Raw genomic sequence first — 24629 nt, forward strand, 5'->3', positions numbered from 1 at the left:
GCAACGATTGCCGACGACCGGGTATCGAAGACAATTCGCTCCGGCCATTTGCGATCGGAGTGAATGCGTATCGTTGGGCGATCGGACGGCGCCTGTTCAGAGATTGGCGCCCTCGGAAGGCAATAGTCCGCGACAAAGAGCAATAAGAGCAACGCCGCTCCGACCTTCCAGAGATATGCCAACAGCGGCATGCCGGTCGCTCCCGTACCCCCGAAACGCTCCCCTGGGCCAGTTCTACGACGTTATCTACCGCATGCTGCACAATGGCGACGGACTGCTTGATCTGGATCAAGCGTTGAGGTGATCGGAAACGTGACTTTCGGCTTTTCATGCCGATCCCGGAGGCGCAGTTTTTCGACTCATGGCGCTGACCCTGTCGTTCACTGCAACGCTTTACCCATCATGGCGCGCTGCGCGACTTGATCCTGTGGAGGCTCTCCGGCAGGGCGACTAGCCATGGCGACTGGAAAATGTCGGCTGACTAACCTGACCTGGTACGGTGCTCCTGAAAAGCGGCTCTGAGTTCGGCCAATTCGTCGTGTGTTGCTCCCGGCTCCGCTTCGGTCCGAGTGGCAGGAAGGTCCATATAAGCGATCGGCTGATCGAACTGGCTCGCCGTGAAGTCATACCTCCGGCCTCCGATCCGATTGTAGAAATGATCGCCGGCCGGCAGAGGCGTCTTCAGCAACTCGCCGCCGAACAGTTCATGAATCAGCAGCGAGGTGACGTTGCATTGCCCAGCCGCCGGATTGGCCGGGGTCCATTGGCTGGCCGTCGACAACGACCATGCCTGGCGCAGCGCGCTTTGAACGTCATCGGGATCGAAGCTCATCGTCCCTCCAGGGATCAACACCGAGGTTAATTTCGGATTATACGATTGTCGCTTTGTGGCACTGTTTTGCCCGACGAGTCAAAATGCCCTTGCTCGTCGATGCGAGTCCAACTCTATCCGCTCGTCATCAAGCGAAGCGTCCCGCCAGCGCCAACCGCGCAGCGATTGCCTCTTTCCGTCGATTTGCCCCGCCACCTCAAACTGTTGGCAGCATCCACCAGGCAACATGCCCTCACCTCATTTCTACTGTGCATGGGGTTGTTTTCCATATTTTTGTTGGACCCCGATGCGCCGCCAAAGAAAAAGCCCGGCCTCGCGAAGGAGGCCGGGCTCTGTCGTCTTGCGACGTGCTCGAACGATCAGCCGCGGGTGCGCGAGCGGATCATGAAGCTGTCGTAGGTGTATTCGGCGACCTGCCACCACAGATATTCGTCGGAGCGGTAGGCCTGCATGGCGTCGATCGACTTCTTGAAGTCGGCGTTCTTGGCCGATATCTCGCCCCACAGCTCGTTGGTGGCCTTGAGGCAGGCCTCCAACACTTCGTTGGTGAAGGGACGAAGCTGGGTGCCGCCGGCGACCAGACGCTTCAGCGCGCCCGGGTTCTGCATGTCGTAGCGCGCGGCCATCCAGGTGTTGGCGTTGGCCATCGCATTGGTGAGGATCGCCTGGTAGTTCTTCGGCAGCGAATTCCACTTGTCCAGATTGGTGAAGGCATGGACCATTGGACCGCCTTCCCAGAAGCCCGGATAGTAGTAGTACTTGGCGACCTTGGCGAAGCCGAGCTTCTCGTCATCGTAGGGGCCGACCCATTCGGCCGCGTCGATGGTGCCCTTTTCCAGTGCCGGATAGATGTCGCCGCCGGCGAGCTGCTGCGGCACCACGCCGACCTTCTGGAGCACCTGGCCGGCGATGCCGCCGATGCGCATCTTGAGGCCGGAGAGATCCGCAACGGTCTTGATCTCCTTGCGGAACCAGCCGCCCATCTGGGTGCCGGTGTTGCCGCAGGGGAAACCGATCACGTTCGACTTCTTGAAGAACTCGTTGCCGAGCTGCTCGCCGCCGCCCTGATACCACCAGGAGTTCTGCTGGCGCGCATTGAGGCCGAACGGCACCGAGGCGTAGATCGCCCAGGTCGGGTCCTTGCCGACATAGTAGTACGACACGGTGTGGCACATCTCGACGGTGCCGTTCGAGGTCGCATCGAGCGCCTGGAGGCCGGGGACGATTTCGCCGGCTGCGAACACCTGGATCTGGAACTTGTTGTCGGTCATCTCGGCGACGTACTTCGCCACCTGCTCACCGCCGCCATAAATGGTATCGAGCGACTTCGGGAAGCTCGAAGTCATGCGCCACTTGATCTCGGGCGAGGACTGCGCGATTGCCGGCGAGGCCACCGCGGCGGTCGCCGCCGCGCCTGCTGCCGACACTTTCAAGAAATCACGACGCTTCATCTTCTACTCTCTCCTTGTTGGGGTGTTTCCCCTCAACTTCCTCATTTGCTGCCGCTCATTTCGGCGACGCGTTTTAAGTCGCGTCGAACCGGTGGGGCTTGACTGCCGTGGGCCTTTAACACGGAAGCCCCTGTTGCGGAACGCGACAATGGCATGACAGGACTCTACGAAAGTCGCATGTCCCCAGAAGACCGGCTCAGGCCGCAGCGATGACGCCCTTGAGCTGGTCGCGGACCTGTCCCGCAATGGCGCGGTAGATCGCCGCATGGGGGCCCTCCGGCTCACTGTCGACCACCGGGCGACCGGCATCCGATGAGGCGCGAATCGCCATGTGCAGCGGGATCTCGCCCAGGAACGGCACGCCGAGCTTCTCGGCCTCATGGCGTGCACCGCCATGGCCAAAAATGTCGGATTTCGTGCCGCAATGCGGGCACTGGAAATAGCTCATGTTCTCGACGATGCCGAGCACGGGCACGTTGACCTTTTTGAACATCGCAAGCCCCCGCCGTGCATCGATCAGGGACAGGTCCTGCGGGGTCGAGATGATGACGGCGCCCTTCAGCGGCACGTTCTGCGCGAGCGTCAGCTGGGCATCGCCGGTGCCCGGCGGCATGTCGACGACGAGCACGTCGAGCGCACCCCATGCGACGTCGCGCAGCATCTGCGTCACCGCCGACATCACCATCGGACCGCGCCAGATCATCGCGGTCTCTTCCTCTACCAGGAAGCCGATCGACATGATGGCAAGGCCGAAGCGCTTGAGCGGAATCATCTTGCGCTCGCCGTCGAGCTCCGGCTTCTCGTGCAGGCCGGTCAGCCGCGGCACCGAGGGGCCGTAAATGTCGGCATCGAGCAGCCCGACCTTGAGGCCGAGGTCGCGCAGGCCCAGCGCCAGATTGAGCGCGGTGGTCGATTTGCCGACACCGCCCTTGCCGGAGGCCACCGCGATCACGGCAGCGACGCCCGGAATCTCGGACTGCCGCGCCATCGGCGATTGTGCGCCGCCTTGCGGCGGCGGCTTGTGGGCGTGGGCCGGCTGCACACCCGGCGTGCCGCGGCTCGGCGTTGGCGGCGGCGGTGGTGCAGCGCCGCCCTTACGCTCGGCGGTGAGCGCAACCATGACGGTGGTGACGCCTGGAATGGCGCGCACCGCTGCCTCGGCTTCGGCGCGGACGGATTCCCAGGCCCGTGCCTCGGCGGCATCGACATTGATCGAGAAGAACACCTTGCCGTCGGAGGCGCTGATCGCGCTCAGCACATTGGCATTGGTGAGCGCGACCCCGCGCGGCGACTTGATCCGGCCGAGGCTGTCGAGAACCTGTTGCTGCGTCACGCTCAAAGCGCATCTCCTAGAGTTCAGGGTGCCCATTAGAGCGGAAACGCGGAAAAGGCTACTGCCTGCCGATATCGCCAGCCATCTCGGCGGGCGCCGCCCCCTGCTCCTTCGCCGCCTCGTAATTGAGCTCGATCATGACGCCATTGGGGTCATGGACGAAGATCTGCCAGAGGTCACCGCCGGGCACCTGGCGGGAGTCGAATGTCATGCCCTTGGAGGCCAGCCGCCGCTTCATGCCGTCAAAGCCGCTGCTGATGAAGGCGACGTGGTGGACCACGCCGGAATCCGGCTTTTGCGGCTCCGAGGTCGGGGAAATATCGACGAGGTGCACCACCGGCTTGCCCTCGCTGTACATCCAGGCCCCCGGGAAGGCGAAATTGGGCCGGGCGCCTTTTTCAAGGCCCAGCACGTCCTCATAGAAGCGGACCGTCTCGGCCAGATTCCGGGTCCGGATGTTGAAATGATCGAGGACGCCAACGCTTACGCCGCCCATGCTTTTCGCTCCCTTTTTTTGAAGTCCTTGAGGTCCACCATCCTAGCACAGGAGGCCGCTAAACGAAGCCGTTGCCCTCCCGCCTCAAGGGTTTATGGTGCGGCCCGATCCGCGCCGTTCAGCGGAACCTGGCGCCCCTCGCCCGGGAAAAAACCGTAAAACCCAAACTACGGACAAGGTACCACACATGGCTAAAGTCGCTTTCCTCGGTCTCGGCGTGATGGGCTTCCCCATGGCCGGACACCTCGTGAAAAAAGGGGGCCATGAGGTCACCGTCTACAACCGCACCGCGGCCAAGGCGAAGGAGTGGGCGGACAAGTTCGGCGGCAAGACCGCAGCGACCCCGAAGGCCGCAGCCGAGGGCCAGGATTTCGTGATGTGCTGCGTCGGCAACGACAACGATCTGCGTGCAGTCACGATCGGCGCCGACGGCGCATTTGCCGGCATGAAGAAGGGCGCGACCTTCGTCGACCACACCACCGCCTCCGCCGAAGTCGCCCGCGAGCTCGATGCCGCCGCGACCAAAGCCGGCTTCAAATTCATCGACGCCCCGGTCTCCGGCGGCCAGGCTGGCGCCGAGAACGGCGTGCTGACGGTGATGTGCGGTGGCGCCGAGGGCGCCTATGCCGGCGCCGAGCCGATCATCACAGGCGCCTATGCACGGATGTGCAAACTGCTCGGGCCCGCCGGCTCCGGCCAGCTGACCAAGATGGTCAACCAGATCTGCATCGCCGGCCTCGTGCAGGGCCTCTCCGAGGGTATCCACTTCGCCAAGAAGAGCGGCCTCGACGTCGCGGCCGTGATCGAGACGATCTCCAAGGGCGCGGCGCAGTCGTGGCAGATGGAGAACCGCTACAAGACCATGAACGATGACAAGTACGATTTCGGCTTCGCTGTCGAATGGATGCGCAAGGACCTCTCGATCTCACTCGCTGAAGCCCGCCGCAACGGCGCCAATCTCCCTGTCACCGCGCTGGTCGACCAGTTCTACGCCGAGGTCGAGAAGATGGGCGGCAAGCGCTGGGATACGTCGAGCCTGCTCGCGCGCCTCAATCGCTGACACCTGACGAACTGCCCCCGCTTTGCTGATCGCGCTCGCCGCCATCTTCGTTGTCGCTTATGCGGCGATCGCGCTCGAGCATCCGATCGGGGTCAACAAGAGCGCGTCCGCGCTGCTCGGTGCGGGCCTGCTCTGGACGATCTACGCGACTATGACGGGCGACCACACGCTGGTCGGCCGTCAACTCGACGAGTCCATCGTCTCGACCGCCCAGATCGTGTTTTTCCTGATCGGCGCGATGACCATCGTCGAGGTGATCGACGCCCACGACGGTTTTGAGGTCATCACCTCCCGCATCGGCACGACCAGCCAGGTCAAGCTGATGTGGCTGGTTGGCTTCGTGGCGTTCTTCCTCAGCGCGATCCTGGACAATCTGACGACCACCATCGTCATGGTCTCGCTGATCCAGCGGCTGATCGCCCGGCGCGACGACCGGCTGCTGTTCGCCTCGCTCATCGTCATCGCCGCGAATGCCGGCGGCGCGTGGACCGTGATCGGCGACGTCACCACGACGATGCTGTGGATCGGCGGCCAGATCTCGCCATTGAACATCATGCGCGCGGTGTTCCTGCCCGCACTCGTCAATTTGCTGGTGCCGCTCACCTTCATCAGCCTTTCGCTGAAGGGCAAGACCATCGCGGCACCGCAGAAAGACACCGGATTGCTCGCCGTCGATCGGTTCGAGCGAAACCTGATGTTCTATCTCGGGCTCGGCGTGCTGATCGCGGTGCCGGCGTTCAAGACGGTCACCCATTTACCGCCCTTCATGGGCGTGCTGCTCGGGCTCGGCATCGTTTGGCTGGTCGGCGAGATCGTCCACCGTGACAAGGACGAGCATGTGCGCCGTCCGCTCTCGCTGGCACATGCGCTGACGCGCATCGACATGGGCTCGATCGTGTTCTTCGTCGGCATTTTGCTGGCGGTCGCCAGCCTCGAACATGCCGGCCTCCTAACGATGTTGGCGAGATGGCTGGAGGCGACCATCGGCCGCCAGGACGTCATCGTCGTCGTGCTCGGCCTGCTCAGCGCGATCATCGACAACGTGCCGCTGGTCGCAGCGACCATGGGCATGTACGACCTCGCGCATTACCCGCCGGACAGCTTCCTCTGGGAGTTCATCGCCTATTGTGCCGGTACCGGCGGATCGATCCTGATCATCGGCTCGGCCGCCGGCGTCGCCGCCATGGGGCTCGAGCGGATCGAGTTCCTCTGGTACGCCCGCCGCATCGCGGTTCCGGCGCTGGCGGGGTATCTGGCTGGCGCGGTGGTCTACGTCGCTCAACATGCGGCGCTGCATTGAGCGGCTCGCACGCGCACAAAATTAACGCCGGGTTAACGTAATTCTTTAGCTCCTTAAGTCACCTCTTAAGGATTTCTTGCCAGAGATAGACAATGCAGAAGGCCCGCGTCCAACGTGGGCAGGAATTGTTGTTGCTTGATGAGTAACCCCGCTGAAAAGCCTGAAGTTGTGCAGCTTCCGGCCGAGCCCGTCAGCGCTCCATCGGCGAGCAGCCGAAGGGCTGCGGCGCAGCGGGTGCGCGAGGCGCGCGATAAGTTAACGTCGACCAGCGGAACCCGGCCCGCCTTCGACGCAGAGCTGCTGCGCCAATATGCCCAGACAAGACTGTCAGCCTCCTATGTCGTGATGCTGCTGGTGGTCGTGACCGGCGTGCTGTTCGGGCTGTGGATGCAGCCGATCCCGGCCGCAGCCTGGACCGCCGGCATGCTCTGCATCCACGGCGCGATGATCCGCAGCTGCCAGCGATTCCTGACCGAGCCCGCCTCGCCCACAGCGACGCGCGCCTGGCGGACGCGCTTCGTTGTGCTCGACCTGCTCTATGGCCTGTGCTGGATGGCAATCCTGATCCATCCCGTGCTCGACACGGTCACGGAAACGCTGATGATGTTCCTGATGCTGCTGGTGATCGCAGTATCGAGCATGCTCGCCGCCAATCTGCCGATCGCAGCCCTTGCCGCCACCGCGCCAGTTGCAGTCGCGATGGCGTTGAGCTTTGCGATGACCGGCTCGCTCGACAATTACATCCTGGCCGCGCTCGCGCTCGCGGCCGAAGGCTATTTCATCCTGCTGGCACATCAGCTGCACTCCTCGACCTTCGCAACGCTCGAAGCGCGCGCGGAGAAGGACGCGCTGATCGGCGAGCTCGAACAGGCCAAGGCGATCTCGGACGAGGCGCGCCACCGCGCCGAATCCGCCAACGTCGCCAAATCGCGCTTCCTGGCGCAGATGAGCCACGAGCTGCGCACGCCGCTGAACGCCATCCTCGGCTTCTCCGAGGTGATGAAGAGCGAGATTTTTGGCGCGCATGCGGTGCCGGTCTATAAGGAATATTCCGGCGACATCCATAATTCCGGCGTGCACCTGCTCAACCTCATCAACGAGATTCTCGACCTGTCGCGGATCGAGGCCGGCCGCTACGAGCTGAACGAGGAAGCAGTGTCGCTGGTCGGCATCGTCGCCGACTGTCATCATCTGATGAAGCTGCGTGCCTCAAGTCGCGGCATCACAATCCACGAGGTGTTCGAGCAGGCGATGCCGCGGCTCTGGGCCGATGAGCGCGCGATCCGCCAAGTCGTGCTCAATCTGCTCTCCAACTCGATCAAGTTCACCCCGCAGGGCGGCGAGATCTGGCTCAAGGCCGGCTGGACTGCCTCAGGCGGGCAGTATCTCTCGGTGAAGGATACTGGCTCTGGAATCCCCGAGGACGAGATCCCGGTCGTGCTGGCCTCGTTCGGCCAGGGCTCCAACTCGATCAAGTCGGCCGAACAGGGCGCAGGGCTGGGCCTGCCCATCGCGAAAAACCTGATCGACCTGCATGGCGGCACATTCACGCTGAAATCGAAGTTGCGCATCGGCACCGAAGTGATCGTCACCTTCCCGCCCGAACGCGTGATGAGCGCGCTGGCGCCGCTGTCGGAGGATGCGCCGCCGCTCCAGCCAGACAGTTCCGCCGTGCCCGACGAAAAGCGCTGGCCGCGCCACAGGCCGATCATGAGCGCAGGTACGGGCTCCTAAACACATGCTTGCAGACATGACCGCCAATCCCTCAATATGCCAAGATGAGCAAAGAAACGCCGTGCGTCGCCGTCTGTATGATCGATCCCAAGACCAAACTCTGCTTCGGCTGTGGCCGCACGCTGCCCGAGATCGCGCGCTGGCACGCGATGGAGAGCGCGGAACGGCTCACGCTGATGGCGCTGCTGCCGGCACGCATGACGGAGGCCGGATTGCAGCCGATCGCCGGATCGCCCAAGCGCACCTGACCAGCGTGCGCGCTTGTGGAGGCGCGCGATGATCAGGCTCCTGCTCGTTCTCATCACCCTCGCCGGCACCGCGGGAGCCGTCGTCGCCTATGGCGATCCCGACCAGATCGCGCGCGCCAGCCACACGGTCTCGCACATGTTCCGCGGGCAGACCGCGTCTCCCGTCCCCGCCGTGCAGATTCAACGCGGTCAGGGCGGCGAATTCGCGCTGCGCGCCAAGATCAACGGCGTCGCCGCGCCGATGGTGATCGACACCGGCGCCACTTCCGTGGTGCTGACCTGGGAAACCGCGAAAGCGATCGGGCTGCCGCTCGAGATGCTCGAATATGACGTCGACCTCGAAACGGCCGGCGGCCACACCAAGGCGGCGCGACTGACGATCGACCGTCTCGCCGTCGGCCATCTCGTCGAGAAGTCGGTGCCGGCCCTCGTCGTGCAGCGCGGACAGATGAAGACCAATCTGCTCGGCATGAGCTTCCTCGATCGCCTGGAAAGCTGGGGCGTGCGCTCCGACAAGCTGATGCTCACGGGCTACCCGGAGCTGCAAGGCAGCCACCGTCGCTCGCGTATGGCGGTTGATTAGGGCGCGTCGCGGCGGGACGGCCGTTCTCCTCGCCATGCTCCCCGCCGCGGTCTGACGCGGCGCGGCCGCTTCTTGTGCACTATCGCTGCGAACGCTCTTCGAAAATATAGCCGAGGAAGTTCATCAACACCTGTGCCGCGAGAATGCTCGTCACGCCCGATGGATCGTAGGCGGGGGCGACCTCGACGAGATCGATTCCGACGACATCGCCTCGCTTCGCGAGGCCCTGGAGGATTTCCATCACCTCGTAGTATTGAAAGCCGCCATGGCTCGGCGTTCCGGTGCCCGGCGCGATCGAGGGATCGAAGCCGTCGATGTCGATCGTCACATAGTAGCGGACGCCGCGCGGAATTTTATCCAGGACGCCCTCGGCGCCGAGCTTGCGCGCCTGGCGGACCGAGAGAATGGTGGAGCCGCGCGCGCGAGCATCCTCATAGCCTTCGCGGGCGGTCGAAGACACGTTGCGGATGCCGATCTGGGTCAAGCCCGTGACATGAGCCTGCTCGGCCGCGCGGCGCATTGGATTGCCATGTCCCTCGCGCACGCCATGCCTCACGTCCACGAAATCGAGATGGGCATCGATCTGGACGATATGGATCGGGCCATGCTCGCTGAAGGCCCTGACGCAGGGAATGTTGACGGCATGGTCTCCACCGAGGACTACCGGCAGCGCGCCCCGTTCGAGGATCTTTCGGACGGCTGCTTCTGCATTGGTATGGCTCCTGGACGTATCGGTGTGGATGATGTCGACGTCCCCGACATCGACGATGCGCACCTTGTCGAGCGGCAGATAGGTGACGTCGTCCTCATGATCATAGGCGCCGCCATGGCCGAACGAGAAAAGGGTCGAGGCTTCGCGGATGGCGCGCGGCCCGAACCTCGCGCCCGGGCGGTATTGCGTGCCCATGTCGAAGGGCACGCCCAGCACGGCGACATCGGCGTCGAGCTTGTCCCATTCGAGGCAGACGGGCCGCTTGCCGAAAGTGCAATGCCCCACAAATGGCAGATCCAGTCTGCCGCTCTCGTACTCGTGTGCCATCATTAGTCCCGTCAGCAAGTTGTTGGCGCGGGATGGAAGGCCATTCCTGGAAGAGCCATCCATCAACAGTGTCGATACAAGCGGATGCAGATTCCATTCCAATTGATATGGCAATTCTGCCCGCGTCGATCGGCCTCAACTATCCGCGCGATCGAAAGTAGTGGCACGCCCAATGCATGAGCCCGAAAACCGGTGTCGGCTTCGGAGGAGGCTCGGCTTGAACGGACGGAACATAGAGTTCGGAGACGACAACAATGATCGCCAACCCCGTCCGCTGGCCCAACGGCGCGAAGTGCGCCTGCTGCCTGACATTCGATATGGACGCCGACAGCCTGATCCATGTCGAGCACCCCGGTGACGGCAACAGCCGCGTCTCGGGCATCTCCATGCTGCGCTATGGGCCTACCGTCGCGGTCCCGCGCATCGTCGAGACCTATCGGCGGCTCGGAATCAGGCAGACCTTCTTCGTTCCGGCCTGGTGTATCGAGCAATATCCCTCCGCCATCGAGGGGATGCTCGCTGGCGGCCATGAGATCGGGCATCACAGCTATATCCACGAGAACCCGCTCGACCAGACACAGGAAGAAGAGGCCTATTGGCTCGATCTCGGCATCGACATCATCCGCAAGGCGACGGGAAAGGCGCCACGTGGATGGCGGGCGCCCCTCTACAATTTCTCGCATCGCTCGCTCGACCTGCTGCTGGCGAGAGGCTTCGCCTATGATGCGTCGCTGATGGGTGATGATGTGCCCTATGTCATCAAGAGCAGGGCGAACAGCGGCGAGCTGATTGAGCTGCCGACTCATTGGGGGCTCGACGACTGGCCACAATATGTCCAGTCTTTCGACCTCAACTACTTCATGCCCATACGCAGCCCCAGCAACGGCTTTGCGGCTTTCCTGGAGGAATTCCAGGCGGCCTACACCTATGGCGGGTTGTGGATCCCTACACTGCACCCCTTCGCGACGGGGCGGCTCGCACGCTGGCATGTGTTCGCCGGATTCCTTGAGCGGATAGTCGCGCAGGGCGATGTCTGGTTTGCGCCTATGGAGGAGATAGCGGCGCATGTACGGCAGGAGATCGACGAGGGGCGCTATCTGCCGCGCATTGAACTCCTTCCGCAATATCCTGAGCCAGTCGGCCGGATATTTCCCCGACGTCAGCCGTAGATCGGGTGAGATATGCTGGGCTCAGCCATCTGCTCCATCATGGCGGGCATCGCCTGGCCTTGCCACAGACAGCCCCCTGACGAACGCAGTCGCTAACACCTCACAATTGGAAGCGGCCCGCTCCGAACGGATGCCGGTGTGGCATTTCCGCTATTTACAAACCGTCTAGTCGGTTTATACATCAGGCATTCCCGGATCGGGGTTGGACAAAGCGCTGCCCCCAGACGGAGGCGGCCAAGTGGGAGATCGAGAGTCATGACTGCGAGAGCCGCCTTACACCGCGCCATGTGCGCCCTGCCGTTTGCGACAGCGCTCGCCGCGGGCAGCGCGAGCGCTGCGGACCTGTCGCCGCGTTATGCTGCGCCGGCCTATACGGCACCACAGCCGGTCTACTCCTGGACGGGTCTCTATGCCGGCCTTAACGCGGGTTATGCCACGAGCTCCGATGACGCCTTCAACAACCTCGTCGGCACCAGCGGCGGCAAGATCAAGGGCGCGGTTGGCGGCATGCAGATCGGCTACAACTACCAGCTCTCGCCGATGTTCGTGGTCGGCATCGAGAACGATTTCGAGGGCGGCGACCTGAAGAACCACGACGCCGCGAACAGCGCCGCGGTCAGCCTTCCCTGGTACATGACCGGTCGCGCCCGCGCCGGCATCGCGACGATGGATTCACGCCTGTTGTTCTTCGGGACCGCGGGTCTTGCCACCGGCGAATTGAAGGACGGCGGCCTCAACAAGATGAAGATGGGCTGGACCGCGGGCGGCGGCGTCGAATGGGCGTTCCTGCCGAAATGGTCGGCCAAGGCCGAATATCTCTACACTGAGTTCAAGCACGACAATCTGCCGGACTGGAACGCCGCAAAATTCCACAGCGTCCGCGTCGGCGTGAACTATCATTTCGACCTGTTCCGCTGAGCCTGATCGAAGAAGAGCCGGATTGCACGATCCGGCTGTTCTTGACGGCTGCTTCTAGGCAGCGACCTCTGCCGGCGCGCGCGCACTGACACGGGCGATCGCGTCGCGCAGCACCTCAAGACCAGCCCCCTGCTTCGTACCCTGCTCGGCAAGATGGCGACGAAAGGCGCGCGCGCCGGGCACGGCGTGGAATGCACCGACGAAGTGGCGCGTGATGGCGTGCAGCCGCGTTCCGCGCGCGAGCTGCTGCTCGATATAGGGCATCATCGCCTCAAGCGCGTCCTGCATGGTCGCATGCGGCGCTGCCTCGCCGAAGATGTCCGCATCGACCGACAGCAGCCGCCACGGCTCCTGATAGGCCGCGCGGCCGAGCATCACGCCGTCGACATGCGCGAGATGCGCTTTCGCCTCGTCAATGCCTGGGATGCCGCCATTGATGATGACAGGCACGTCCGGCAGCACGCGCTTGAGCCGATAGACGCGATCATAGTCGAGCGGCGGGATGTCGCGGTTCTCTTTCGGCGACAATCCGTTGAGCCAGGCCTTTCGGGCATGCACGATCAGCGCATCGCTGCCCGCGGAGACCACGGCACGCGCCAATTTATCGAGCGCCACTTCCGGATCCTGGTCGTCAATGCCGATACGGCACTTCACCGTGACGGGCACGGTGACCGCGGCCTTCATCGCATCGACGCATCTCGCCACGAGCTCCGGCTCCGCCATCAGGCAGGCGCCGAAGCGGCCGTCCTTCACGCGATCGGACGGGCAGCCGACATTGAGATTGATCTCGTCATAGCCAAAGTCCTCGCCGATCCGCGCCGCCAGCGCGAGATCGCGCGGATCAGACCCACCCAGCTGAAGCGCCACCGGATGCTCGATCGCATCGAACCCGAGCAGCCGCTCCCGATCACCATGAATGATGGCGCCGGTGGTCAGCATCTCAGTATAGAGCAGCGCCCGCCGGGTCAGGTGACGGTGGAACACCCGGCAATGCCGGTCCGTCCAATCCATCATGGGTGCCACGGAAAATCGACGCGCTAACATATTGATGTTATTTCGCTTTATCATCTCGTCCGGGATAGCTGGTTTTTGGACCGACACAAATTCAAAGCCGACTATTCGGGCATTTTCCTTTCGTTTCAAGTGCTTAAGTCGCGACCTTCATGATGCCGTGCCTTGCTTGGTACAGCCACCGCCGTCTTGAAAGTACTCCGCCGGCGTGATGGGCTTTCCCCGATTTCCGCTTCAGAGAAACCGGGTCCTCGAAGACCGCCTTATGCCGCGATAATGCCGCCGCCATCCACCACTACCGTCGAGCCTGTCGAGAACGGGGAGGATGCCAAGAACAACACTGCATTAGCAACATCGGAGGATTGTCCGATGCGCCGGAGCGGCAATCGTTCAGCGGCGCTGGTAAACATTGCCTCACGTTCGGTTTCTGCCATGCCGGCCCACAATGGAGTCGCGATCAATCCAGGCGAGACCACGTTCACTCTGATCGGAGCGAGTTCAAGAGCCAGGCCCCGCGCCAGCGCCTCGAGTGCGGCGTTGACGGCGCCTTGCAGGACGGTATTCGCCGAGGGACGAACACCGCGGAAGCCGGAGATCAGGCAAAGTGACCCGTGTTCCCGAAATTTAGCTGACCGGGCCACATGGTAGGCGCCCCAGAACTTGCTATCCATCGTGTCGCGCGCCTCCGATAGGCCCAGCTTCCGCACTGGACCGCTCGTTGTCTGCGCAGCGGATACGACGACGTGATCCCATGCCGCTTCGTCGGCGAAGAAGGATTCGACCGCCGGGTGATCGATTATATCGAGCTGCCGTCCTCTCGCGGTCAGCCGCGAGTCTGCAAGGGCCGAGTCGAGCTTGGCCCGCGAGCGAGAAGCGATGGTGACAGCGGCGCCGGCGTTGGTGGCGGCCATTGCCACAGCGAGGCCAATGCCGGAGCTACCTCCGATCACAAGAAACCGCGAATTCTTCAGATCACCATGCATGCCAGCATTCCTATTGCTATGATTTCGATCGTTGCACCCGTTGCCTGGTCGATGACGCGCCGTTACCTCTAGGCAGCGTTGGTCAGGCCATCGGACGAGCCCTTAATGAACTGCGCGCGCAACGTCTCGACGCTGGCCTCCGTTCGTTTCACCGATTCATCTTTCACGGGGCCGTAGCCTCGAATCTCGTCCGGATAAGAAGCCAGAGCCACGGCCGCTTCGAGGTTCGCGCCGTCGAGACGGTCCACGATTTCGTCTACCAAGGCGAAGTACCGATCGCGCAACACCCGCTCCACGCGGCGTTCGCGCATCCAGCCGAATGGATCCAGCACAGAGCCGCGCAGGATTCTTCCTCGCGCCAGCAAACGCAACATCGGCAACAGATACCTCGCCGAAAACGCCCTCTTGCGCGGCCGTCCGTTGGCCGGATCACGGCCAAAGAGGATCGGCGGGGCCAGGTGCAGCTTGAGCGCGCCGCCGTCGAACCGGCGCCGCACGCCGTCCCAGAATGATGAATCAGTCAGTAGCCGCGCGACTTCGTACTCGTCCTTGTAAGCCATCAGCCTGAAGGCGTTCCTGGCCACCGCCTCGGTTAGCCCGGTCGAGCCCGCGGCCACCTTGTCTTCCGCATTCCGCACGCGTTCGACCAGGCGCCGAAAACGTTCGGCATAAGCGGCGTCCTGGTAAGCTCGTAATGCGTCGACGCGTACGACGATGCGCTGCTGCAGCGTGTCGACCGGCTTGGGCGCCATTGTCGTCACCGGCTCGTCGGGAGCCAGCAGGCTCTCCGCCGCGTCGGGATCCGCGAAGTAAAATCTTCCAAGGCGGAAGGCCCGCAGCGTGCCGGCGACATCCGCGCCGTTCAACCGGATCGCCTGCTCCATCGCCTCCGGCGACAGCGGCAGCGCACCCATCTGCAACGCGTATCCCAGCATGATCATGTTGGCAGAGACGGGATCACCGAACGCGCGCCGGGCCAGTTCGTTCGCCGGTACCCGAGCCGGCTGCCGCCCGGCTCGCCGCTGGAGGCGACGGACGAGACGTTCGGCGTCGAGATCGATATTGCCGTTCTCATGGAACGTCTGCGTCGCCGTCACCTGATCGTCGACGAGGACCGCGGTCGAAGGTCCGACCGTCTTCAACGCTTCGAGTTGGGTAGCCGCGACGACGTCGGATGCGATCAGGAGGCCGGCATCCTCCAGCCCGAGGCGAAGCGGCGCCACGCTCTGCGGCGTGGGCAGAATCCGGAGATGGCTGTAGACCGCCCCGCCCTTCTGAGCGAGGCCGGTCATATCGTAGATGCCGACGCCCCGGCCCTCCAGATGCGCCGCCATGCCGACGATCGCGGAGGCCGTCACCACGCCAGTCCCGCCGATGCCGGCCAGCAGCATGCCGAATGCACCATCGCCGAGGTCGACAGCTTCCGGCCTCGGCAGACCTGCGACTATCGCGTCGAGATCGAGGGGCTCAGGCTTCGTGAGGCTGCCGCCTTCGATGGTCACGAACGACGGACAGAATCCTTCGATGCAGGACATGTCGCTGTTGCAGCTCGCCTGGTCGATGCGACGCTTGCGGCCGAATTCCGTTTCCAGCGGCTGTACCGACATGCAGTTCGAGGCCCGGGAGCAATCACCGCATCCCTCACAGACCGCAGGATTGATGACGACGCGCTTCGAAGCGGCGGGGACCGCGCCTCGCTTACGCCTCTTGCGCTTCTCGGTCGCGCAGATCTGCACATAGACGATCACGGTCGTTCCGGGAATTTCGCGCAGTTCGCGCTGCACGTTCTCCATGAGCGCGCGGTGAAGGACCGCAACCCCGGCCGGCATCGATCGCCCGGATCGCACTGCATCCGGGTCTTCGGCCACGACCACGACGCGCTTTACTCCCTCCAGGAGGACCTGTCGCACGATGGCTTCGACCGACAGACCGCTCTCGACGGCCTGACCGCCTGTCATCGCAACCACGTCGTTGACAAGTATCTTGAAGGTCGCGTTGGCGTTGGAAGCGGCTGCCGCGCGGATCGCCAGCGACCCTGAATGCGAGAACGTGCCGTCACCGAGATTCACGAATACGTGCTTCGTATCTGTGAAATGCGACAGCCCGATCCAGTTCACCCCTTCCGCCCCCATGTGGGTGCAAGGCAACGGATTGCGGTCCATGAACTGCACCAGGCCGTGGCAGCCGATCCCGGCGACGCCAAACGAACCGTCCGGCAACTTTGTCGACCGATTGTGCGGGCAGCCCGAACAGAAGACAGGACGGCGCGCAAGCGGCCCGACGTCGATCTGTTTAAATGAGGCAACGCGTCCGGAAAGCCTCTCGATCGCCGCGCGCAGCACAGCAGCTTCCACGAGATCGGCGCGAACGACGGCAAGGACACGACGGCCGATGGCCAACGCGACGGTGGCCGCATCCAATGGTTCGTCCGCCGGGAGCAGCGCCTCGCCATCCGGGGTCCGCTTCCCCGAAATATTCGGCCGCCGGGTCCAATGGTACATGAGCGCGGCCGCCTGGAGCTCCATGTGCGGGCGCTTCTCCTCGACAAAGAGAAGTTCCGCAGCGTCCCGCGCGAACGCATTTAAAGGCTCCGGATCAAGCGGATAGATCAGCCCCACTTTCAGAACCCCGATCCCCAGCCGTCGCGCGACGACGTCATCGATACCGGCAAGCCGCAGTCCATCGATGACGTCCTGAAACGCCTTGCCGGCCGTCACAATGCCCAGATAAGAAGGCCGCTCCGCTCCGAAAGCGACACGATCGATCCCGTTCCGTCGCGTGAACGTGTGCACGCGCGGGAGCTTGTTCCGGACCATCCTCTGGTCCTGCGCGGTCACCGCCAACATCTCCACACGAATGCTGACGTCGTTGCGGGCCACCGGCTTCTCTTCGAGAGCGGGCGCCAGTTCGTCGAGTGAAAACTCCACGGCCTGGGTGCAGTCGGCCGTCTCGTTGACGAGCTTCAGCCCTGCGAGAAGTCCGCATTCCCGCGACATCGCAAAGCCCGCAAGGCCGAACCTGAAGATGTCGTGCACATCTGACGGGTAGAGGATCGGAACTTCGTGAGCGGCAAGCGCGAGATCGCTCTGGTGCGCCAGAGAGGACGACTTGCCGGCATGGTCGTCGCCGAACACCAGCAGTACGCCCCCGTTGGGGTGGGTACCCGACATATTGGCGTGCTTGATCGCATCACCGGATCGATCGACACCGGGGCCCTTGCCGTACCACATGCCGAACACGCCATCGACACGACGCCCGGGCACGAAGTCGAGCTGCTGGCTGCCCCACACGGCGGTCATCGCCAGATCTTCGTTCAGCCCCGGCTCGAAGACGATGTCGGCAGCCTTCAACCGGTCGGCGATCTTGAGGAGCTCGTTGTCGATGGTACCGAGTGGAGAGCCTCTATAGCCCGAGATGTAGCCTGCTGTGCGCAAGCCACGCCTGTCGTCCAGCTCCCGTTGCAGCAGTGGCACCCTCGACAAGGCCTGCTTTCCGGTGATGAAGATCGTACCGCTTGCGAGGTCGAACTTGTCGGCGAGCGATACTTTGCGCAGGGCGTCGTAAGTCTGCGATTCCGTGGCCGTCATTTCAACTCTCTATGTGATGATCGCCGCAGCGTCGCGTGCGAGATGCGCCACCGCTCGCTCGCGAAAGTTTTGGTCGGCAAGCGCAGAGGCGTGATTGACGCCCGGCACGGTCTGCCCGACTCCCCCGGGAAAAAGCGCCGCCACGGGATACGGGGCACCGGCCAATCTGTCCTGCTCGCCCACGATGACCAATGTGGGCGCAGTCACAGCCGACAGACGTCCAAGATCAAAAACGCCGGACTGCCCGCGCAAGCACGCGGCGAGAACTGCGAGGTCGTTGAACGGCCGTGACGCCGCATGCTGCCTGAAGCGAACGGCGTAGGACGGAGGTTCCCGTCGATCCTCCGACCGACCATCCTGCTCGTCGAGAGCGTCGGCGAATTCCGGTGCGAGCCCGACGGTCGCTGCGATCCGATCGCCCATGCCACCCAGCACCAGGCTCGCGACGCGATCGGCAGACGCAAGTGTCACAGACATCGCGATGTGCGCCCCCATCGAATAGCCGATCAGGCTGAACCGACGATCTCCCCAGCAGTGGTCGCGCAGCGCGGCAACATCGCCGGCGAACGCCTTCAGCCGGTAGTCGGCGGGATCGCGCGATTTCACGCTCTCGCCGTGTCCTCGCAGATCAGGAGTGACCACGTCGAATCCCGCGGCAACGAGGGCATCGAACCATCCGGTCTCGACCCAATCGTCGTTCGCGTCAGAAGCGAAGCCGTGCAGCAGGAGAACTGGCTCTCCTCGTCCTGCCCTCAGAAACGAAATATCGGCCGATCTGCCCGCGACCAGACAACCGACGTCCAGCACATGTCGCGTCGCTCGATCAACCGGCATGAACGAAAGCCCTTGATCGCGCCGGATGCCTGCGATCGTTGAGCGTCTCGATCATCGCTGCCACCGCGATGGCCACGCCATCCCGTCCGGGGGCGGCCCCGACCTGCAGCCCGATGGAGAGCGCGCCCATTTCGCCGTGCCAAGGCACCGAAACGGCGGGACCATGCGAAAGATTGAACAGCGGCGTGAACGGGCACCACTCAAGCCAGTCGACCGCTGCGGCCGACGGCGCGTCCGTGTGTGGCGGCAGGCACGGCGTGGTCGGCGTCAGCAAGACGTCGATGTCGCTGGTCAGCAGCATGGCCGTTCGGCTCGCGATCTCCTCGCGACACCGTTGCAGTCTGAGCAATTCGGCCGCCGCCAGGCCCTGCACCGGTTCAATGAACTCAAGCAGAGCATCGTGGAGGCCGGCACGTTTCTCTGCGGGAACTTGTGATACCGCATGGCTGCAGCCGAGACGATAAAGCGCGCCGACAATGTCTCTGGACTCCTCGATCGGAACTTCCACGGTCGTGATCGATGACACCTCGGCGATGACAGAAAGCGCATCCTCCCAGGCCGTTTTCACGACGGGATCGAGGTGGCCCGCCAGTCCAGCCGGCACCCCGATCCGGACCTTCGACGGCCGCTGTTGCTCTGACAGACGTTCGTTGAGCGAAGCCCGAGTGAGCGACGTCCAATCTGCGCCGGCCGCGCCGCTCATCACGGAGGCGGCGAGCGCGGCGTCTGCCACGCTCCGCGTGATCGGCCCTATATGCGGAAGCTGCCAGAACGCAGCTGGATAGGGATCCAATGGTATCGTGCCGAAAGTCGGCTTGTATCCGACCACGCCGCAGAACGCCGCGGGAATACGAACCGATCCCGCAGCGTCGGTGCCGATTCCCACGACGCCGAGCCCCAGGGCCGTCGCTGCCGCGGCACCGCCGCTGCTGCCGCCCGCGTGACGAGTTTGATCCAGCGGATTCAAGGTCACGCCGTTGAGCGGACTTTCGGTCAGCCCCTTCCAGGCAAATTCGGGCGTCGTGGTCTTGCCCATGAAGACGGCGCCACCAGCGCGGAGGCGCGCGATGGCAACGGCGTCCCTCGGCGCGGCCGCATTCGACGTCGTACGCGATCCCCTCCGCGTCGGCCAGCCGGCGACGTTGAGCGTATCCTTGATGGTGATCGGGATGCCATCCAGCGGACCGAGCGCCTCGCCTTTGCGATATCGCGCTTCCGACGCTCGCGCCATTTCCAAAGCGACGGAGTCGTCCACCAGAACGAAGGCGTTGACGCCTGGATTCAAACGGCCAATCGCATCGAGCTGCGCCCGCACGACGTCCACCGGCGAAACGTCACCCCGCTTGTAGCGCTCGTGAAGCCGCAAGGCTTCTCCGTCAATCGACATAGACTTGATCCCATGCAGCGTCATCGCCGCATTACCTGTGCTGCGAGCAGCTAGATTCTTCTTATTACGAAGGCCTTCCTTAGAGGCGAGGTCACTTCCCATGTTCCACAAAGTCCAGGCTCGCATACGAACGTGTCGCCTGGGCCGAACTCTTGGGGGGCGTCGCCATCCGGCGTGATCACGCAAGTCCCTTCCAGTATCTGGCAGAACTCCCAAACCTTGTAGTCCATTCGCCACTTGGCTGGGGTAGCCGACCAGAAACCCGAAGAAACCTGACCATCATCAGCAGTCGCGATCCTCCACGCTCTTGTCGTCGGGTTGCCCGACAACAACTCGGCAAAGAAAGGCGTGTTGATAGCGGGCTCGACCTGGCGGTCGCGGAATGCAACAAGACGATTCATCTCACCTCACAACGATCATAGCGTGGTTCGTTTCACTGCTTTGCCGCGCGAACTGGTCGCCCATGATGACCTTCGCAGCGTTGTATCCCGGCAAGCCGGTAATGTTGCCGCCTGGGTGCGAGGAAGAGCCGCACAGATAGAGACCACTCAGGAAAGTGCGATAATCTTCTGCACCGGCGAAAGGTCGACCGGCTCCGACTTGTCCATTTCTGAATGCGCCGATCAGCAAGTCCGCCTCGCGCATGTTGGGGTGATCAATTGCGGTCTCGTGAGGACTCTGAGCGAAGCTATCGATCGTCGCCGAGCGTAGATTGGGAGCGTACTCGCACCAGAGGTCGAGCATGCGCTGGGCATGCTTCGGCCTCTCGTCGATCCAGTTCCGGGAGTTTCCTCGCAGCGCGTAAGGAGTCTTTTCCCACATGAACGCGGTGTGATAGCCGGCAGGCGCCTGAGACGGATCGATCGCGGTGGGCGTTCCGCCCCATAGCACCGGCGGTCCGATTGTCTTTTCGTCGTGACTGCGAACGAGTTCGAGGAAGGTGTCGATTTTATCGATGCCCATGATCACCATCAGCGACTTCTGGACTTCGGGATAGCGATCCGCAGCCTTGTAGATCGGCGCTTCCTTGAGATTGAGGTGGAGCGTAAACAGCGGCCCCAGCGTATTGTATTCGAAGCCCTCGGCTTTCCGTGCCCATCCCGCAGGTAGTTCCGACCGCTCCATCAGATCGAGAAAGGTGATGTGCGGATTGACACTCGACACGACGAACTGGCTTGCTTTCAGCACTTCGCCGTTCTGAAGCTCGACGCCGGTTGCGCGTCCTTCTGCGGAAAGGATGCGCCTGACCGGCGCGTTGGTGCGCACGGTTCCACCCGCAGCCTCGATCGAACGGACCAGGGCGCGCGCCAGCGACGCAGCGCCACCTCGACAAGTCTGGACCTGTGCCGATGACGCAAACAACGACGGCAGGTGGTGCCCGAAGCCCTTGGCACGCAGGTCAACCTCACGCATCCCGTTAATGAAAAGCAGCGCTCCCTTGATTGCCGGGTGATTGAATTCCTGCGAGACGAATTCGTACGGACTGAGCTCGCTGACTTGCAACAACAGACGCCCATCTTCGGACTTCTGCAACCGATCGCGACGCACCGCCGCCGGTTCTGGCGGTGCCGCCGCCTCGGGACGAATGATATCGCGGGTAATCGGGATGAACCGATCGCGCCAGTAGCGCAGGCGGTCGGCATCGTCCCGATCGATCGCGGCAAACGATCGATAAGTCTGCTCGAAGTCGTTCCACCACTGCAGCACATTCCCGTCCCGCTGCAGGACCGATACGTACAGATCGTTTTCGAGATACTCTACGCCGTAGCGCACAAGCTCGAGGTCGGAGAACCATGGCATGCTGGTAATGCCACGGTGAAAGTAGGAATGCAGGTTATGAAAGAAGCCGGGATGCTTTTCGTCTTCGACGGTCGACAGGCCGCCCCCCGCAACCGGACCGGCATCGAGCGAGATCACCTTGAGACCAGCCCTCGCCAGGTAGGCTTGCGTGATCAAGCCGTTGTGACCGGCCCCAATGATTATTCCATCGTACGTCGTCATAGCTCGACCCCATGCCGCACAGCCAAAAACGTTGGGCAAACAATAGAGGTCTGGGTTATGAAAATAAGTATCCCGCGATACCAGTCGTAGTTCATTGAACGCGGTCTGGGTGACTGCTCTCTCAATCGACGTAGACTTGATCTCGAGCGGCAGCGTAATCCCCCGCGCCTCCGAGATAAGCCTGACTCAGGCGTGGGTCCGCCGAAAGCTCGGCACTCGAGCCTTCGAGCACGATGCGGCCAACCTCGAGAACGTAGCCGCGGTCCGCCACCGAGAGCGCGAGGCGCGCGTTCTGTTCGACCAGGATGATCGTCAGCCCTTCGGACTTGAGTTGCCCGATGACGCGCAATATTTCCTGAACGACCAACGGGGCCAGACCGATCGACGGCTCGTCGAGCATCAGCAGGCGTGGCTCAGCCATCAAGGCCCTGCCGATCGCGAGCATTTGCTGCTCGCCTCCCGACAGCGTCGCGGCTTTCTGGCGACGGCGCTCGGCCAGGATCGGAAACAGCCCGTAAATCCTGTCCAGCGACTGCGCCGGCGCACCGGTCCGATAGCCGCCGAGCCGAAGATTGACCTCCACGGGGAGATTGCCGAAAAGCTCGCGCCGCTCCGGAACGAGGACCACACCGCGGGCAACCAGTTGCTCCGGACGAAGGCCGGCAAGGTCCACGCCGTCGAGCTTAACCGATCCCGCCCGCGGCGGGCAGAGGCCCATAATGCCGTTTAGAAGGGTCGACTTGCCGGCACCATTGGCGCCGAGGACCGTCACCAGCTCGCCGGGCTTGACGTCGAGATCGAGAGATTCGATCACGGTCGCTCGACCATATCCCACGTTCAATCCGCTGATGCGCAGGTCCGGCATGATCACGCCCCCAGATAGGCAGCGATGACGCGCTGGTCCCGGCGGACTTCTTCCGGATGACCGGTCATCAGACCCTGCCCACGGTCAAGAACGACGACCTTATCGACGCAATTCATGACCAGGTCCATGTCGTGTTCGACGAGCAGGACCGACATGCCTGCCCGCTTGAGACGATGGAGCAAGGTAACGAGCTTGAGCTTTTCGCCCGTACGCAGGCCGGCGGCGGGCTCGTCCAGCAGAAGCAGTCGCGGCCGGCTGATCAGCGCGCGTGCGACTTCCACCAGCCTGGCCTGCCCCATCGCCAGCCGCGCAGCGGGTTCATGGGCAAGTCCGTCCAGTTCGACGATCTCGAGCGCGCGCCAAGCCTTCGCGAAGGTCGCAGCCTCCTCGGCCTGGTCCAGGCCGAACATGCCGGCGATCATGCCGGACCGCCCCTGCGCATAGGCGCCGAACGCGACGTTCTCGAGAACCGTCCGTTCCGGAACGATACGCACGTGCTGGAAGGTGCGGGACACGCCGCGTTGGACGAGATCGGAAACCCGTGACGGCGGCGGCGCTCCCATGACAAGCACGGTTCCCTCGGACGGTGCGGTCAGACCCGTCGCGATGTTGAACGTCGTGGATTTGCCCGCACCGTTGGGGCCGATGAGACCGACGATCTGATCAGCGCCGACAGAGAACGACACGTCGCGCAACGCCGTCAGGCCACCGAACTTCTTCCCTATTCCGTTGATTGACAGGAGATCGTTGCCGTCCGCCCCTCGCTTGGACGGCGTGAGTTCAATGTTGCGAGCGGGCCTGGACGTCGAAAATACCGGCCAGACACGATGCAGCGCGGACCAGATGCCGCCCGGCCATCTCAGCAGGACTCCGATCAGCACGACGCCGAACACGATCATCTCGACGTTCCCGGAAAGTCCAAGCATGCGTGCGACAGTGTTCTGCAGGAACATTTCGAGTCCGGCGACGGCGGACGCGCCGAGCACGGCGCCGAATGGGTGCGACATGCCGCCGAAGATGCATGCGATCAGAAGATTGATGCTCGAGGTCAGGCCGAAGGGCGCCGGGCTGATGAACTTGAAGTAGAAGGCGTAAAGCCCTCCGGACAAACCCGCCAAGGTGGCCGCCACGACGAACACCAGAAGCCGTAGGCGCGTGGCGTTCACGCCGAACACTTCCGCCATCTCGATGTCAGTCTTCAACGCCGCGATGGCACGGCCGGTCCGGGTGTTGAGTAGCCGCGAGAATCCCCCGGCGGCAACCGCCACGATCGACCAGACCACGATCGCAAACGCGCGATCGTCCACCAGTTCGAAACGACCAATCGACAACGGGGGGATCTGGCCGAGTCCCGAGGCACCGCCCGTCACGGGACCGGCGGCCACGATCGCGGCGCTGCAGGCCATGCCCATCGCGAGCGTCGCGAGCGGCAGGAAGTGTCCCTTCAGTCTCAGGGTGATCCCACCCACGATCGCTCCGCAGACTGCGGACGCGGCAACGCCGGCGAGCAGCGCCAAGGTCGCGGGGAAGCCGTGATCGCGGGCGAGTATCGCGGAAACGTAGGCGCCGACGGCCATGAACGCCGCCTGCCCCAGCGAGACCTGCCCCGAGATCAGCAGGAGAGTCAGGCCCATCGCGGCTACGGCCGAGAGTCCCACCGTCACCAGAAGAGTGACGTTGTACTGAGGACTGGACACAGCGATCAACGAAGCAACGACGAACAGCCCGAGAGCGACCGCAACCGACGCGATATTGGGCGTACGCCATGAACATCGCGCCTTGGACGGGAACGACATGC

21 protein-coding genes are annotated in these 24629 nt (G+C 63.2%); 7 read left to right on the plus strand and 14 right to left on the minus strand.

Features of this window, described 5'->3' with window-relative positions; all coding sequences use genetic code 11:
- Nucleotides 1–481: 481 nt before the first annotated feature.
- The 4 genes from UP06_RS04955 to UP06_RS04970 all read right to left on the minus strand — a co-directional run bounded on the left by UP06_RS04955 (nt 482) and on the right by UP06_RS04970 (nt 4112).
- Complete coding sequence (locus UP06_RS04955) at nt 482–832, minus strand: YunG family protein (protein ID WP_045000935.1); 351 nt, start codon at nt 830–832, stop codon at nt 482–484.
- A gap of 359 nt (nt 833–1191) precedes the next feature.
- Nucleotides 1192–2283, minus strand: coding sequence for a TRAP transporter substrate-binding protein (locus UP06_RS04960; RefSeq protein WP_045000937.1), 1092 nt, complete (start codon nt 2281–2283; stop codon nt 1192–1194).
- A 196-nt stretch (nt 2284–2479) separates the two neighbouring features.
- Nucleotides 2480–3622 carry an Mrp/NBP35 family ATP-binding protein gene (locus UP06_RS04965; protein ID WP_045000939.1) on the minus strand — a complete coding sequence of 381 codons (1143 nt, stop codon included), beginning with the start codon at nt 3620–3622 and terminating at the stop codon, nt 2480–2482.
- A gap of 52 nt (nt 3623–3674) precedes the next feature.
- Nucleotides 3675–4112, minus strand: a complete 438-nt coding sequence (locus UP06_RS04970) for a VOC family protein (protein WP_045000941.1) — start codon at nt 4110–4112, stop codon at nt 3675–3677.
- A 187-nt stretch (nt 4113–4299) separates the two neighbouring features.
- Between UP06_RS04970 and UP06_RS04975 the strand changes: the two genes are divergently transcribed.
- The 5 genes from UP06_RS04975 (at nt 4300) to UP06_RS04995 (ending at nt 9037) form a co-directional block, all read left to right on the plus strand.
- Nucleotides 4300–5172 carry an NAD(P)-dependent oxidoreductase gene (locus tag UP06_RS04975; protein ID WP_045000943.1) on the plus strand — a complete coding sequence of 291 codons (873 nt, stop codon included), beginning with the start codon at nt 4300–4302 and terminating at the stop codon, nt 5170–5172.
- Nucleotides 5173–5194: 22 nt separating this feature from the next.
- The gene (nhaD, locus tag UP06_RS04980; protein WP_045000945.1) at nt 5195–6472 is read left to right on the plus strand and encodes a sodium:proton antiporter NhaD; all 1278 of its coding nucleotides are present in this window, start codon (nt 5195–5197) and stop codon (nt 6470–6472) included.
- 138 nt (nt 6473–6610) lie between these two features.
- A complete protein-coding gene (locus UP06_RS04985) occupies nt 6611–8206 on the plus strand; it encodes a sensor histidine kinase (RefSeq protein WP_045000946.1) in 1596 nt (531 codons plus the stop codon).
- A gap of 44 nt (nt 8207–8250) precedes the next feature.
- Nucleotides 8251–8454, plus strand: a complete 204-nt coding sequence (locus UP06_RS04990) for a DUF1289 domain-containing protein (RefSeq protein WP_045000947.1) — start codon at nt 8251–8253, stop codon at nt 8452–8454.
- A 28-nt stretch (nt 8455–8482) separates the two neighbouring features.
- Nucleotides 8483–9037: a TIGR02281 family clan AA aspartic protease gene (locus UP06_RS04995; protein ID WP_045001197.1), complete on the plus strand. Its 555-nt coding sequence runs from the start codon at nt 8483–8485 to the stop codon at nt 9035–9037.
- A gap of 79 nt (nt 9038–9116) precedes the next feature.
- Here the strand turns inward: UP06_RS04995 and speB are convergent, their stop codons facing one another.
- Nucleotides 9117–10079, minus strand: a complete 963-nt coding sequence (gene speB / locus UP06_RS05000) for an agmatinase (RefSeq protein ID WP_197087122.1) — start codon at nt 10077–10079, stop codon at nt 9117–9119.
- A 251-nt stretch (nt 10080–10330) separates the two neighbouring features.
- Here speB and UP06_RS05005 point away from each other — a divergent pair, with 251 nt between their 5' ends.
- Nucleotides 10331–11245: a polysaccharide deacetylase family protein gene (locus tag UP06_RS05005; protein ID WP_045000949.1), complete on the plus strand. Its 915-nt coding sequence runs from the start codon at nt 10331–10333 to the stop codon at nt 11243–11245.
- A gap of 255 nt (nt 11246–11500) precedes the next feature.
- Nucleotides 11501–12163 (plus strand): outer membrane protein, encoded by a 663-nt coding sequence (locus UP06_RS05010; RefSeq protein ID WP_045000950.1) that lies wholly within the window; start codon nt 11501–11503, stop codon nt 12161–12163.
- A gap of 54 nt (nt 12164–12217) precedes the next feature.
- On the opposite strand, the gene dusA is transcribed toward UP06_RS05010, so the two are convergent.
- The 9 genes from dusA to UP06_RS05055 form a co-directional block, all read right to left on the minus strand.
- Nucleotides 12218–13207: a tRNA dihydrouridine(20/20a) synthase DusA gene (gene dusA / locus UP06_RS05015; RefSeq protein ID WP_082081232.1), complete on the minus strand. Its 990-nt coding sequence runs from the start codon at nt 13205–13207 to the stop codon at nt 12218–12220.
- A 230-nt stretch (nt 13208–13437) separates the two neighbouring features.
- Nucleotides 13438–14157 (minus strand): SDR family oxidoreductase, encoded by a 720-nt coding sequence (locus tag UP06_RS05020; protein WP_045000953.1) that lies wholly within the window; start codon nt 14155–14157, stop codon nt 13438–13440.
- 68 nt (nt 14158–14225) lie between these two features.
- On the minus strand, nt 14226–17744 hold the full coding sequence (locus UP06_RS05025; RefSeq protein ID WP_050031549.1) for an indolepyruvate ferredoxin oxidoreductase family protein: 3519 nt from the start codon (nt 17742–17744) through the stop codon (nt 14226–14228).
- Nucleotides 17745–17753: 9 nt separating this feature from the next.
- Complete coding sequence (locus UP06_RS05030) at nt 17754–18578, minus strand: alpha/beta fold hydrolase (RefSeq protein ID WP_050031550.1); 825 nt, start codon at nt 18576–18578, stop codon at nt 17754–17756.
- The gene (locus UP06_RS05035) at nt 18568–19965 is read right to left on the minus strand and encodes an amidase (RefSeq protein WP_045001204.1); all 1398 of its coding nucleotides are present in this window, start codon (nt 19963–19965) and stop codon (nt 18568–18570) included. Before UP06_RS05035 ends, UP06_RS05030 begins: the two co-directional genes overlap by 11 nt.
- 50 nt (nt 19966–20015) lie before the next feature.
- Nucleotides 20016–20366 (minus strand): cupin domain-containing protein, encoded by a 351-nt coding sequence (locus UP06_RS05040; protein WP_045000955.1) that lies wholly within the window; start codon nt 20364–20366, stop codon nt 20016–20018.
- A gap of 1 nt (nt 20367) precedes the next feature.
- Entirely contained in the window at nt 20368–21966 is a 1599-nt protein-coding gene (locus tag UP06_RS05045; RefSeq protein ID WP_082081237.1) for a phytoene desaturase family protein, read from the minus strand.
- A gap of 121 nt (nt 21967–22087) precedes the next feature.
- Complete coding sequence (locus tag UP06_RS05050; protein WP_045000959.1) at nt 22088–22831, minus strand: ABC transporter ATP-binding protein; 744 nt, start codon at nt 22829–22831, stop codon at nt 22088–22090.
- A 2-nt stretch (nt 22832–22833) separates the two neighbouring features.
- Nucleotides 22834–24627 (minus strand): branched-chain amino acid ABC transporter ATP-binding protein/permease, encoded by a 1794-nt coding sequence (locus tag UP06_RS05055; protein ID WP_045000960.1) that lies wholly within the window; start codon nt 24625–24627, stop codon nt 22834–22836.
- Nucleotides 24628–24629 lie beyond the last annotated feature (2 nt).

The organism is Bradyrhizobium sp. LTSP857 (assembly GCF_000938285.1).
Taxonomy (GTDB): domain Bacteria; phylum Pseudomonadota; class Alphaproteobacteria; order Rhizobiales; family Xanthobacteraceae; genus Bradyrhizobium.